12 protein-coding genes are annotated in these 12861 nt (G+C 65.7%); 7 read left to right on the top strand and 5 right to left on the bottom strand.

Features of this window, described 5'->3' with window-relative positions; all coding sequences use genetic code 11:
• Positions 1-235: 235 nt before the first annotated feature.
• Positions 236-691, top strand: coding sequence for a c-type cytochrome (locus ACYQ2W_RS09530; RefSeq protein WP_459865646.1), 456 nt, complete (start codon positions 236-238; stop codon positions 689-691).
• 334 nt (positions 692-1025) lie between these two features.
• Here ACYQ2W_RS09530 and ACYQ2W_RS09525 read toward each other — a convergent pair whose 3' ends face one another.
• The 5 genes from ACYQ2W_RS09525 to ACYQ2W_RS09505 all read right to left on the bottom strand — a co-directional run bounded on the left by ACYQ2W_RS09525 (position 1026) and on the right by ACYQ2W_RS09505 (position 8029).
• Positions 1026-1688, bottom strand: coding sequence for a cytochrome b/b6 domain-containing protein (locus tag ACYQ2W_RS09525; RefSeq protein WP_459865644.1), 663 nt, complete (start codon positions 1686-1688; stop codon positions 1026-1028).
• Positions 1689-1795: 107 nt separating this feature from the next.
• Positions 1796-3361: a methyl-accepting chemotaxis protein gene (locus tag ACYQ2W_RS09520; protein WP_459865642.1), complete on the bottom strand. Its 1566-nt coding sequence runs from the start codon at positions 3359-3361 to the stop codon at positions 1796-1798.
• Positions 3362-4072: 711 nt separating this feature from the next.
• On the bottom strand, positions 4073-5164 hold the full coding sequence (locus ACYQ2W_RS09515; RefSeq protein WP_459865640.1) for an NAD(P)/FAD-dependent oxidoreductase: 1092 nt from the start codon (positions 5162-5164) through the stop codon (positions 4073-4075).
• A 4-nt stretch (positions 5165-5168) separates the two neighbouring features.
• Positions 5169-6944, bottom strand: coding sequence for a LodA/GoxA family CTQ-dependent oxidase (locus ACYQ2W_RS09510; protein ID WP_459865638.1), 1776 nt, complete (start codon positions 6942-6944; stop codon positions 5169-5171).
• Positions 6945-6982: 38 nt separating this feature from the next.
• A complete protein-coding gene (locus tag ACYQ2W_RS09505) occupies positions 6983-8029 on the bottom strand; it encodes a ferritin-like domain-containing protein (RefSeq protein ID WP_459865636.1) in 1047 nt (348 codons plus the stop codon).
• Between the two features lie 644 nt (positions 8030-8673).
• Between ACYQ2W_RS09505 and ACYQ2W_RS09500 the strand changes: the two genes are divergently transcribed.
• The 6 genes from ACYQ2W_RS09500 to ACYQ2W_RS09475 all read left to right on the top strand — a co-directional run bounded on the left by ACYQ2W_RS09500 (position 8674) and on the right by ACYQ2W_RS09475 (position 12850).
• A complete protein-coding gene (locus ACYQ2W_RS09500; RefSeq protein WP_459865634.1) occupies positions 8674-9276 on the top strand; it encodes a GNAT family N-acetyltransferase in 603 nt (200 codons plus the stop codon).
• Positions 9266-10156, top strand: a complete 891-nt coding sequence (locus ACYQ2W_RS09495) for a carbon-nitrogen hydrolase family protein (RefSeq protein WP_459865632.1) — start codon at positions 9266-9268, stop codon at positions 10154-10156. The genes ACYQ2W_RS09500 and ACYQ2W_RS09495 overlap by 11 nt, the downstream gene beginning before the upstream one ends.
• Positions 10153-10869, top strand: coding sequence for a hypothetical protein (locus ACYQ2W_RS09490; protein ID WP_459865631.1), 717 nt, complete (start codon positions 10153-10155; stop codon positions 10867-10869). Before ACYQ2W_RS09495 ends, ACYQ2W_RS09490 begins: the two co-directional genes overlap by 4 nt.
• 100 nt (positions 10870-10969) lie before the next feature.
• On the top strand, positions 10970-11215 hold the full coding sequence (locus ACYQ2W_RS09485; protein WP_459865668.1) for an SEC-C metal-binding domain-containing protein: 246 nt from the start codon (positions 10970-10972) through the stop codon (positions 11213-11215).
• Between the two features lie 357 nt (positions 11216-11572).
• Positions 11573-11797, top strand: a complete 225-nt coding sequence (locus tag ACYQ2W_RS09480; RefSeq protein WP_459865629.1) for a hypothetical protein — start codon at positions 11573-11575, stop codon at positions 11795-11797.
• Between the two features lie 405 nt (positions 11798-12202).
• Positions 12203-12850, top strand: a complete 648-nt coding sequence (locus ACYQ2W_RS09475; RefSeq protein WP_459865627.1) for a methyltransferase family protein — start codon at positions 12203-12205, stop codon at positions 12848-12850.
• Positions 12851-12861: the final 11 nt, after the last annotated feature.

The raw sequence follows: 12861 nt of genomic DNA, 5'->3' as shown, positions 1-12861 counted from the left end.
TAGGGTGGATAAGCGACAGCGCATCCACCAAAACGGGCGCAGCGGTCACCCGAGACGGGAATTGTCTCCAACCGACCGGGGTGGTTCAACGCTCCCCTCGGTTTTCCAACCAGCCAGACAAAATTAATTAAATCCCGGAAAAACCGGGCAACCCCTCATACCAGCGAAACAGGCGGGTCGATATAATTTGATGATTATTTTATCTCGCGCCCAACCGACTAAGGAGACGATTCCCGTGAAGCAGAAGATCCTGATCGCCGCCTCCGCGGCCCTCCTCCTCTCCACCGCCGCCCTCGCCGACGAGAACCGTGCGCTGAAGTACCGGCAATCGACGATGACCCTGATCGGCGCCAACTTCGGACCCATCGGTGCCATGCTCAAGGGCGAGATGCCCTGGGATGGCGCGGCGGCCACGCACTTCTCCACCGACCTCGCCGCGGTGGCCGGCCTCGACCAGATGCGCGGCTACCCCGCCGGCTCCGAGGGTGGCCACACCAAGGCGAAGCCGGAGATCTGGCTCAACATGGACGACTTCAAGGAGAAGATGGAGGCGTTCCAGGGCGCCGCCGCCAAGCTCGGCGAGGCCGGTGCCGGCGGCGACAAGGGCGCGATCGGCGCGGCCTTCAAGGAGACCGCCAAGACCTGCAAGGGGTGCCACAAGGAGTACAAGTCCAAGGAGTACCTCGACTGAGGCGACCCCGGGCTCCCGTCTGGAAAAGGGCGCTCCCCCGACGGGGAGCGCCTTTTTTTTCTCCTTGAGAAGAGCGAACGTACCATTCGGCAAAGCAGGCGGGAATTGTTTGCGCGGGGAGGTTCCGTTCGGCACGGCGGCCGCGGGCCGCCCTATAGGGCGCGCCGCGCGCGCCATGCCAAACGAAGGCACCGCTCGGAAAGGATGAAGGAAGGCATAACGAGCGGGAGTTCCGATCAGCGCGGCGACCACGCCCAAGCCCCCCCGCTCCAACACCGATCGGTCATCGCCACCACGCCGGACGCAGCCCGCCCGAAGAGACGATACCGATCGTTCAGAACTCGTAGGAAACCGGCGGCGGCGCAGCGGCCAATACCGCCGCCAGCAGGCCGGCGGCCACCGCGGCAACGATCAGCGCCCGCCACAACGGCACCGCCGGCGCCACCCCCTGGCGCGCGGCGGAACTCCCCAGCACCATCGGGGTCACCAGATCGACCCCCTTCACCTTCCGGTAAAAGACCACCGCCGTCACGTGGAGGGCGACGAAGGCGAGCAGCAGATTGAAGTTGAGGTGGTGAATCGCACCGATGATGCCGGCAGTCTCCTCGCTCACCGAGGGGTAGAAGGGGCCCTGAAAGAGCACCTCGTCGGTGGTGAACAGCCCGCTGATCCCCTGCACCGTCAACAGGGCGAGCAGCAGCAGCACCGACCACCCCCCCGCGGGGTTGTGACCGTGCCCCTCGGCGGGCGCGCCTCGCAGATAGCGCAGTACCGCCCCGGGGCCGCGTACGAAATCGGCGAAGCGGGCGTGGCGACTGCCGACGAAGCCCCAGATCAACCGGAACAGCACCAGTCCCAGTACACCGTAACCGCAGGCGCGATGAAGCTCCATGTCGCCGAGTTCCACGGTGATCCAGGCGCCGGCCATCAGCGCCACCACGCCCCAGTGAAACAGGCGGGTGGGGAGGTCCCAGACCGGGTTTGGGGAGGTAGACATCGAACGTTTCTCCTATTGTCCGCCCCTGACGGGGGCATACAGCCGTTTTGTTATTCGCGATCGCATTCCCATTAGGAAGCGCCCTCAGCTACCGACGGGATTCCCCATCATGGGGAGAAGAGCTGAACCTCCATCCCGGCGGGTTCCTCCCCCGCCTCCTGGTTGCCCGCGAGGGTGAAGAAGGAGACCAGCCGCTGCAGTTGCTGGGCCTGACCATACATGTGCTCGGCGGTGGCGGCGAGGTGTTCGGAGGCGCCGGCGGCCTGTTGGCTGATGGTGTCCAGGTGCTCCATCGCGCCGCCGATCCGGTTCACGCCGTCGGCCTGCTCGCCGGAAGCCGCCGAGATCTCCTCCATCAGCTGCGCGGTATGGCGGATCGCCGGAACGATGCGGCCGATCAGCGCGCCAGCCCGCTCCGCCAGCTCGACGCTGCGGTCGGCGGCCGTGCCAATCTCGCCGGCGGCCTGCTGGCTGCGCTCGGCGAGCTTGCTCACCTCGGAGGCCACCACCGAGAAGCCCCTGCCGTGGTCGCCGGCCCGCGCCGCCTCGATGGAGGCGTTGAGGGCGAGGAGGTTGGTCTTGTAGGCCACGTCGTGGATCAGCCGGACCTTTTCGGCGATCGCTTTCATCGCGCCCACCGTCTCGGTGACCGCCCGCCCACCCTCTTCGGCCTGGAGCGCGGCCTCCCGCGCGACGCCCTCGGTGGTGCGGGCGTTCTCGGCGTTGTGCAGCACCGACTCGTTGACGCTGGCGACGCTCGCGCCGGTCTGTTCGACGTTGGCCGCCAGGGCCGAGGCGTTGCCGCGCAGCGACTGGGAGGCGGCACTCACCGCGCGCGAGGCGTTGGCCATGCTGTCGGCGTTGTCGCTGACCTCGCCGATGGTCTGGCCGATCTTCACCACCATCACGAACATCGCCTCGAACAGGTGGCCGATCTCGTCGCGGCTGGCGGTGTAGGCCGGAAAGGTGAGGTCGCCGTCGGCCAGGCGCTTGAGGGCCGCCACCGCGCGCTGCAGGGGGCAGGTGATGAGGCGGGTGGCGATGAGGCTCGCCACCAGCCAGAGGACCAGGATGCTCGCCACCAGGCCCCCGCCGATGCTGACCATCGCCTGATTGAGGGTCCGCTCCTTGACCAGCCCGATCTTCTCCAGCCGCTGCCGGTAGCGTTGGCGCGCGCGATCGGTGTAGGCGGTGATCCGCCGATCGTTGCTGGCCACCAGCACCCGGCCCAGGCCGACGCTCCCGGTGACGACCGGAATCACCAGCCAGCCCTCCGGCCGCACCACCTCCTTGCGCTCGCCGGTCTCTCCCAGGACGTCACCATCGCTATTCTCGAAACCGACGTAGGAGATGTCCGGATCGCGAGCAGCCTCCTCGGAGTACTGCAGCAGGGCAGAGAGGTCGAACTCGACGATCGGCGTGGGGGCGATGGCCGCGAGCATGTTGGCCATACGCTGGACCTTGAGCTCCTTGGAGTCGCGGGCCTCGCGGGTCTGCTCCTGGAAGACCTCGGAGATCACCTCGTCGGAGGCGCCGATCAGCGCCTCCAGGGCCTCGCGCTGCTGGTTGACCAGGAAATAGGCGGCGGAGGCGAAGGAGACCACCAGGCAGGCGACCAGCGCCACCATGAACTTGGCCACGATGCCGAACCGCAGCCGATCGATACGTCGCATTTTCATCGCTTCCCCCGGAGACGGCCGAAGGGACGGGAACCGGCGCCCCGCGGGGCGAACCGAAATGCTGCGGGCCGGAGTTCCGTTCGGCGGTTTCTCGTTTTTGCTGTGCTCTCCCGAATTCCCCACGACCGATCCGCTGCGCCTCACGCCGGCGCCGAGACGAATCCCCGGCCATTCTACTGGTTTCAACGCTCCGCGGCCCGGCAATCGTGATAACCCTGGTTACGACGCTCTGCGTCGTAACCGGCCACCTTGGACGCTCCGCGTCCTATCGGGGGGAGAAAATGAAGCGCGCCGTGGTGTGGACGCGGAGCGTCCCGGAAAGCGTGGCGCCGATACGAGCGTTCGAATCCGGTTACGAATCCGGTTACCACGCGGCGCGCAGTAACTTGTCGCCGCGTACTTAGGGCTCGCGAAAGAATAACTTCCTGTTTTGGGGCGTCGAGACGCCCGTCCGGCAAGGTGCGCAAAGGGGCGCATACTCGTTGTATGCCGCGGCTTCCGCGTCCTGCTCACGCCGCATACCTACTTCCCTGTAGGCAACCCTTTGTGCAACGCCGCCGGGCGGAGCGGATCGGCGTTCCAAAACAGGAAGTTATTCTTTCGCGAGCCCTTAGCGGTCGTGGGGGCTGTCGGGGGTGATCTGGGTACGCTCGTAGGCGGCGATCGCCTTGGCCATGTTGTCGATACGTTCCCTCTTCGGCGTTCTCAAATAGCTCGGCGGCGCCAGAAGGGGTGATCGGACCAGCGCCGCTCCCGGCCGTAGAAGCGGGTCCGTTCGTCGAGGTAGATGACGACGGTGCGGTTCATCTTCTCCGCGTGGTCGCGCAGCCCGTCGCTGTCGCCCGTCGCCAGCCAGGGGCGGAGCGCGCCGGCGGCGGCCAGGCCGTCGGCCAGCGCCGAATTGATCCCCGAGGAGGTGAGCGGGTCCATGCCGAGGGCGGCGTCGCCGATGGCGATCCAGCCCGGCCCGGCGATCCGGTCGAGATGGCCGGAATGGGCCGGGTAGACCCACACCTCCCGCTCCCCTTCGTCACCCGGCAACAGGCGCCGCAGCTCGTCGCTCTCCGCGTGCAAGGCGTCGAGCCGGTCGGGGCGGTCGAGGCCGTGCTCGCGGATCAGGTCGGCGTCGCTCATGAAGGCGCTCACCAGCCGCCCCCCGGGGATCGCGGCGGCGTACCACCAGCCCAGCGGGTGGCTCTCGATCAGCGATAGGTGGCGCAGCGGATGGTCGGCGGCGGCGGGATGCAGCCGCGCCACCGCGGTGAGGGTGTCGATCCGCCGCCGCCGGGCGCCGAGCCGGCGGGCGACCAGCGAGGCGCGGCCGGTGGCGTCGACCAGCGCCCGGCCGAACAGCGGTGGCGCGCCCTTCTCGTCCAGCCGCACCCCCCACCCCCCCGGCTCCAGCCGGCCGAGGTCGGCGACCGCGCCGTGGACCAGGCTCACCCCGCGTGCCTCCGCCTGCGCCAGCAGCCAGCCGTCGAAGGCGGCACGGTCCAGGTGCCAGCCGTGGCCCTGGCCGTGGACCAGATAGTCCTGCTCGACCACCGCGCCACCGCCCCACACCGCGCGGTTGCCGTGGCACGGCAGGTGGCCGAGGGCCGCCAGGTCGGTGGCGAGCCCCAGCCGCTCCAGCAGCGGCACCACGCTGGGGGTGGCCGACTCGCCGACCCGATACCGGTCGGCCCGCGGCGGGTGGTGGACCAGCGCCACCGACGCGCCGCCGTCGCCCAGGGCGATGGCGGCGGCGACGCCGGCGGGGCCGGCCCCGGCGACGATCACGTCATAGCCGGGGGCCACCGCCTCACCCCTCGCCCGGATAGGGCAGCAGGCGCGCGACCTCGACGAACAGCGGCGTCTGCTCGTCCCCTTCGTTGTAGATGAAGCCGAGATCCTTCCACTTGTGGACCATCTCGATGTCGTCGGCGAAGGCGATGAAGTTGGAGGCGTTCATGTTGTAGTCGCTGCCGATCCATGGGATCTGCTCGATCTCCTTCGCCGCCACCGACTCCCAGATGGTCTCCCGCGGCTTGGCGTCCGCCTTCAGCTTGCGGTAGACGAACGACGGCCGCTGCGCCGGCCACCACCAGACGGTGCGCCCGAGCACCGGTTGCGCCGAGCACTCGTTGAAGTCCGCCTGCCACGGCACCGCCATCAGTTTGGTGACGTCTCCCGGCTCCATCCCCGCCGCGAAGTCCCAGCCGAGGCTCAGCGGATAGGGCACCTCGGCACGGGGGTGGATGCGGAACGGCGCCCGGTAGAGGGCCACCAGGCGGGAGACCCAGGTCATTTCGATGCCGGGTGAGAAGGCACCGCCGACGCAGTTCTCGAGCACCGCGCGGGTCAGCGCCTCGCCGTCGTGGGACGAACGCTCCTCGCCGCCGGTGAACCAGCCGTTGGCCCACTGCTCGAGCATGAAATACTGGGTGTCGGTGAGACGCAGGAACTTCGACGGGGTCTTGGTATCGGGGCCGATCGAGGCGTCGCCGGCCAGGTACGGCATCATGGTGCCGCCGCTGCTGCTGCTGATCAGGGTGTTATCGTCGCCCGGCGCGCGCAGGTAGTCGACGATGCGCCGGCGCATCCCGTTCATCCCCGGCGACGGATCGCCGAGCATCGCCAGGTCGAAACGGTGCGGCTTGGGCGGGATCGCCACCACCCAGGGGTAGGTCTGGCCGCGCATCAGGATCGGCTTGATGTCGCGCTCGAAGCTCGGCAGGTAGCCCCACTCCCCCTTGTTCCACAGACCGTCGGCGAAGATGTCGGGGCGCCCCCCCATCTTGCGCACCACCATGTCGAAGATGGTGTCGTAGAGGGAGACCAGATTGAGCACCTCGGGGGCGTAGGAGGGAGGCGTGACCAGCACCCAGGCGGGCTCCACCTCCAGCGTGTCGCCGTCCTTGAGGACGATGGTGGCACTCACCGGGCCGTCGGAGGTGTCGTCGAACCAGCCATTGTTGTTGGCGTAGGTGGTGATCGTCTCATACCCCTCCAGGGCCCCGGACCGGCCGTGGCCGCCGAGCACCAGCAGTCTTCCCTTCCCGTCGGTGCGCAGGCCGCCGAGGGTGTCGATGGAGTAGGGTTTGATGCCGGCAGGCGGGAAGCGCTGGTCGCCGTCCGGGGTGGAGGCGCGGTCGAACTCGGCGCTCTGGTCGGGACCGCAGACGGTGCGCGGGCCCGGATCGGTGATCATCCGCTGGCGCTCCAGCGGGTCGCTTACCTGGGGATTGCGCAGCGCGTGGTTCGACGCATAGCCGTCCTCGCCGAGGTTGGTCTGGAAGTCGTACCAGATCGGCTTCTTGTTGGCGAGGTGGACGGTCCAGCGGATCTCGGCCACCTCCTCGTCATCCAGGGTGACCGGCTCGCTGCTGCCGTCGGGGTGGGTGCGATAGATGTGGAAGCGGGCCGCCTGGCGCTTCAGCTCCCCCTTGCCGTCGCGGAAGTTCTCCGGCGCGAAGGGGCTGCCGTCGGGATTGATCGGCAGACCGGCGGCGCTCTCCGGGCCGATGTAGAAGTCGTCGCTGCTGCCGACGCGGGCGATGCCGATGGCGGGATAGATCGCGTAAGTGGTGTCAGCCATTTTCTTGTGTCCTCGAATTCCTTGGGTGTAATGCCGCTTCAAGTCAGGGCGACGCCGAGCCGCGCCCCCCCCTCGCGCACCCGTTCGAGGTGGCCGAGGACGTGGTGGAGGGTGTCGAGCAGGCGGGCGTCGCGCGCCGCCATGCGGGTCTCGGCGCTGCCGCACTGATGGGCGGACAGCTGCTCGGCGAACTGCTGCAGTTCGCGTCCGATCTCCTGCACCCCGGTATCGACATACTCCCAGGTGGGCACCGCATTGGGACCGACGCTGGCCGAGGCGTCCTTCCAGATCGGTGTCTGCATCATCGCGTTGGCCAGTCCCGGCAGGAACGAGTGCATGAACGGCGCCACCGCTTCGAAGTAGAAGCGCTGCGCCTCACCGCCGGCGCGGAAGGAGTGCTCCAGGCAGCGCAGCATCAGCGAATAAATGTGGTTGAAGGCTCGCCCGAGGGCCTCGGCACAGGGATCCACCTCGTGGTTGCCCACCGCCACCGCATTGCCGACGTTGGCGATCGGGTAGATCGCGGGCAGCGGCATCAGGCCGTCGGCCACCATCTTGAACTTGAAGTAGTGGGAGAGCTCTCGCGGCGGGTTGCCGAGGATCGGCCCGTACTGGCCGTCCATGCGCATCCCGTAGTGGTTGTAGGCGCCCCACGCCTCGGTCGGCACCAGGGTCTCGCCGGGGGCGACCGCCCCCTCCCCCTGCTGGACGATCTGCTGGATCGCCAGTTTCGCCGAGTCGAGGTCGGTCACCGGGATGATCCGCCCGCCACCGCGGCCGAAGTAGTAGTTCTGGTGCTGGGTGTAGCCATCGGCATCGTGGAAGATGGTCTTGCCCTCCTTCCGCGCCTCCTTCTCCAGGTACTCGATGCCCTGCTCGATCGCCTTGTAGAACTGACCGATGGTCTGAATATTCCGGCGCTCCGCCGGCGCCTCATAGGGGGCCGGGGTCTCGATGCCCATGAACACCTCGCGGTAGACCTCGGTGGTTGCCGGGTTGAGGCCGATGTAGGGAGTGGTGTTGGGGTCGCCGCGGGGGATGAAGGTGGGAAACGCTTCTGCAGAGATCGGAACGATCACCGTCACGAACGATGGCTCGATCACCCTACGCGATGCGGAGACGGGAGCGCTCTCCGGACTCGGCCGAATCGTCCTGGCATGGATTCCGCCGGGACAGATTACGAGATTTTCCGGCTACCCCGTCCGCGTGACGGATGACAGCGCCGTCACCTATTTCCATCCCCGCGATGAAATCCAGGGCGCCCCCTGAATCAGGGCGCCGCCATTTATCGGGGATGCCTCGAACAGCTGTCGTACCACCAGAAGGTGTGGACCGGTTATCATGGAGACTTCAACGGAAATACGGCCAGATTGAGTCCGATTTCCGACGCCAGCGGCGACAGCAGCGCAGGTGAGGAGATCCGTTTCAATAGCGATTCGTCCGCCACCATCACCTTTGCATGCCAAAGCGACATCCTGCTCTGCAACGCGTCCCCGGGACTTCAAGACCGGCAACTATCCAGGATTTACTAGTCGTCCGTCCACCTGACAATTTGGGATGAAATCCTCCCAACACCGTAGGATGGGCAAAGCGTAGCGTGCCCATCAAAACGGCACTGCCACGGCAAAATTTACTGCCTTCGTTCTATGGGCACGTCGCTACCGCTCCTTTGCCCATCCTACGAGAACAACATCCCAATTTTTCAGATCGACGGACAAGTGGACCCAGCATGAGCCAACCGACCCTCCGCCGTTTCACCGGCGGCGCCATCGAGCCCTACATCCCCGACCTGGCGCGGCTGCGCATCGAGGTGTTCCGCGAGTGGCCCTACCTCTACGACGGCGACATGGACTACGAGGCGTGTTACCTCGCCACCTACGGCGCCTCCCCGGAGAGCCTGTTCGTACTGGCGTTCGACGGTGAGCGGATCGTCGGCGCCGCCACCGGGGTGCCGATGGCCGACGAGTCCGAGGCGTTCAAGCGCCCCTTCCTCGTCCATGGCCACGATCCGCGGCGGATCTTCTACTTCGGCGAATCGGTGTTGCTGCCGGCCTATCGGGGCCAGGGACTGGGGGTGCGTTTCTTCATCGAGCGGGAGGGCTACGCCGGCGAACTGGGGCGTTTCACCCACACCGCCTTCTGTGCCGTGGAGCGCCCCGCCAACCACCCTCGCCGCCCCGCCGACTACCGGCCCCTGGACGCCTTCTGGGCCCGCCGCGGCTACCGCAAGCACCCGGAGCTGGCCACCACCTACCGCTGGAAGGAACTCGGCGCCGCCGCAGAGACCGACCAGCCGATGACCTTCTGGTTGAAGGCGCTGAATGAAGATTAACTTGGCGAGCTGCCAATACCCTATCGACCGCCTCGCCGACTGGGCAGTCTACCGGCGCAAGCTGGAGAGCCTGGTGGCCGAGGCGGCAAACGAAGGCGCACAACTCCTGCTCTTCCCCGAATACGGCGCCATGGAACTCACCTCCCTGCTGCCGGAACCGGTGCGCGCCGACCTCCAAGCCCAGCTGGCGGCCCTCCAGCCGCTGCTGCCGCAGTTCCTCTCCCTGCACCACGAGCTGGCACGGCGCCACGGGGTGTGGCTGGTGGCCGCCTCCTATCCGGTCCTGGACGACGGCCACTATCGCAACCGCGCCTACCTGATCGGCCCCGATGGCGAGGAGGGATTCCAGGAAAAGCGGATCATGACCCGCTTCGAGCGGGAGGAGTGGTCGATCGCCGCCGGGAGAGGGCTGCGGATCTTCACCACCCCGTTCGGCAAGCTGGCGATCAACATCTGCTACGACGCCGAATTCCCGCTGCTCGCCCACGCCCAGGTGGCGGCCGGCGCCGACATCCTGCTGGTACCGAGCTGCACCGACGGCTGGGCCGGCTACCACCGGATCCGCGTCGCCTGTCAGGCGCGTGCGCTGGAGAACCAGTGTTACGTGGTCCAATCCCCGACCGTCGGCAACGCCCCCTGGTCACCGGCGGTGGACATCAACATCGGCAAGGCGGGCGTGTTTGCCCCACCGGAGCAGGAAATCGGCGAGACCGGCGTGCTCGCCGAAGGCGAGGCAAACCACCCTGGCTGGCTGTTCGCGGAACTGGACCTCGCGCGGCTCGCCGCGGTGCGCGAAACGGGTCAGGTACTCAACCTGCGGGACTGGCCGGAACAGAAGGCCGTCGCAGCAACGGACGTCGAGGTCATCACTCTGCAATGAACGATCGCATGAACGGATTTTTCGTCTGGGTCTGGAGGATCAACGGTCTGCTCTTCCTCGCCATTGGCTTGGCCGGCCTGGTCGGCATCGCCGCCTTGATGGTCAACGTCGGAATCTTCGCATCCCGAGAATCCCCCACCGACGGGATCGCCGAAGTGGCCGGGACACGGATCGAGGATTCCGATCTGAATTTCGGGCCGTTCCGACAGGTCAAAGGAATCGACGTCTTCTATGCCGAACTGGGAACCGCGAGCAAGTATATCGGGTCCGGATCCAGCTCAACGGTCGCCAACGTTCGAAACATGCTGTTCTTCGACACCAAGAGCCGCACGTCGCATTGGCTGTTGGACGACAATGCAACGCAAATCCACCGAAGCTGGTTCCTGACCGACCCGCCCGACTGTTTCCACGCCGACGAGCACCGCGAATCGTGTGAGGCCCAACGGAAAGCCGTAGCCCTATTGCTGGAAACCGGGCCACCACGATCCGAAAAGCGCCCCTCCCCCGCCTCCCACGAAGTGCTGATCGCGACCCCGGATGGCCGTCAGCTCGCGCCGCTGCTGAAAGACGTCGACGCCGTACTCGGAACAGAGACCGTATCGGGCGGCTCGACCTTTGTCTTCTACTCCCGCTCCGGCTCGGTCAGAGTGGCCCAGCTCGAACCGACGACAAGAAAGCTGGTGACGGATGAGGCGCTTCAGGCGGATAGATAGCGACCATCCCTGTCGAGCGCCTTGGCCGAGCTATGACGTGAACGGCGACCCTTCGGCCGGTTGATGACGAAGGAAAAAATGGAAAGGAGAACGATCATGAATACTCAACACAAACACCAGGTGTCCTTTTGAGGTCACGAGCAAACGACGAAAAGGGTATCCATCCGAGACCCAGGTCAAGAAAGGTGAGCGGGTAGTCCACGGCGACAAGAATCTCGCGGAAAAGCTCGGGAGAAACGATCCCTGCCCGTGCGGTTCCGGGAGGTTGTTTCAAGAAGTGTTGCCTCAGGAAAGGCTGCTTTTGACGGAAGCAACCGAGATCACTACCAACGCTGAGGGCAGATGACACCGGCCGCCCCGGTAGCGCCGAGCGCTACCGGGTGTGGAGTCGAACACCCAGTCCCGAATCCCATCGAAGAATAGAGCCACTCCTCGCACGGAGACGACTCGATCAAAGAGCTGTTCTCAACTCAATGACATTGCATTCAGAGTTGTTGGTTCGTGAGGACGATGAGAATGGCGTTCATGTCGGAAGCGGAGATGTCCACCGCACGAAGCACGACGCAGGAGCCGCGAAGGTCCACCTCCGGCTCCTATCTCACCGCAGCTCACATTGGGATTCGCGGCCTGCTTGCCGGTTACATCCTGCTGTTTCACGCCCTGGCCTTACTCCACCGGCTGGAACCTGCACGGCTCCGCCTTGATGCCCGTATTCTTCGGCAGGATTTCCCTGGCGTTGTATCTGGTCCACGAACCGATCATCCAATATGTCACTTGGGTCGCCCGACCCGATCAGGCATGGAGTTTCGATCTACCCATGCCGCTGTGGGGGATCGTCGTGGTGCTGCCCGTCAGCCTCGTCCTCGCGACGCTGCTCGAACGCACCGTTGAGACCCCGGCGCGCAACTTCCTCAGGGCACGCCCATAGGGCCTCCGCCCCAAAGTTCGGGGACATTCGACACCGCGTGGCGACTGGTGTTGTATGAAGGTCAAGGTATTGAGGTGGGTCCCAACAGGTAAGCGCTGATATAATCGCGGACCATCGGATGGAGTACAGCCCTGGGGCTGTACGCGTGGAAACATGCGGCTTTCCTCAGAAATATGGTAGGAAATTCGTACACGCCCAAGCGTGTACTCCGACGCTCTCGGTGAGAAGCCGATTTGCTCAGCGTTTCCCTTGGCCGGAACAGCCATACGCGATAACCGGCGCATCCCACATCGGCGCAGTTCATCTCGTAGTCCGTTTCATTTGGGGAGTGATGTGTCCGCGAAGACGGTCCATGACGAGACAGCGCAAACCGTATCCCCACGCCAGTGGAGCAGACTGGTTGTGGTGTATTCCCTGATCCCGCTGACGCTGTTCATCTGCGGTGGTGACCTCGACTGGTGGCCGGCGTGGCTCTATTCCGTGCTGATCCTGGGCGCCGGCATTGGCGGGCGCATCCGGGCGGAACGACGACATCCCGGATTGACCGCCGAAAGGCAAAATATCGAAAACATCCACAACGCGAAGGCCTGGGACAAGGTGCTTGCCCCACTGATGGCGCTGAGCATCGGCTTTCCCATGGTCATCGTGGCGGGGCTGGACCACCGCTATGGCTGGTCCGCCGAATTTCCGCCATGGCTCATGGCAATCGGCTTCATCCTGATCTCGCTCGGATACGCCTTCGCGGCATGGGCGGTGGCGGAGAACCGCTTTTTCTCCAGCGTGGTGCGCATCCAGACGGATCGGGGGCATGTGGTGTGTAACAGCGGCCCGTACCGGTATGTGCGGCATCCGGGATATGCCGGGAACATTCTTGCACTGTTCGGTATCGTCCTTGCCTTGGGCTCGGTATGGACCCTGATTCCCGCGGCGGCGGCATCGATCATCGGGGTGATCAGAACGGCACTTGAAGACCGGACTCTGCAGGAAGAGCTGCCGGGCTATCGGGACTACGCACATTGCGTGCGTTATCGGTTGATTCCTGGGATATACTGAAGGACCTAGGT

This window comes from Endothiovibrio diazotrophicus (genome assembly GCF_054657215.1).
This window is presented reverse-complemented; position numbering and strand designations above follow the sequence as displayed.

What these genes read in the sequence shown, in the direction of transcription:
- ACYQ2W_RS09525 (WP_459865644.1), bottom strand. Translation starts at nt 1,688, where the DNA reads ATGTCTACCTCCCCAAACCCGGTCTGGGACCTCCCCACCCGCCTGTTT.
- ACYQ2W_RS09520 (WP_459865642.1), bottom strand. Translation starts at nt 3,361, where the DNA reads ATGCGACGTATCGATCGGCTGCGGTTCGGCATCGTGGCCAAGTTCATG.
- ACYQ2W_RS09510 (WP_459865638.1), bottom strand. Translation starts at nt 6,944, where the DNA reads ATGGCTGACACCACTTACGCGATCTATCCCGCCATCGGCATCGCCCGC.
- ACYQ2W_RS09500 (WP_459865634.1), top strand. Translation starts at nt 8,674, where the DNA reads ATGAGCCAACCGACCCTCCGCCGTTTCACCGGCGGCGCCATCGAGCCC.
- ACYQ2W_RS09495 (WP_459865632.1), top strand. Translation starts at nt 9,266, where the DNA reads ATGAAGATTAACTTGGCGAGCTGCCAATACCCTATCGACCGCCTCGCC.
- ACYQ2W_RS09490 (WP_459865631.1), top strand. Translation starts at nt 10,153, where the DNA reads ATGAACGATCGCATGAACGGATTTTTCGTCTGGGTCTGGAGGATCAAC.
- ACYQ2W_RS09480 (WP_459865629.1), top strand. Translation starts at nt 11,573, where the DNA reads ATGCCCGTATTCTTCGGCAGGATTTCCCTGGCGTTGTATCTGGTCCAC.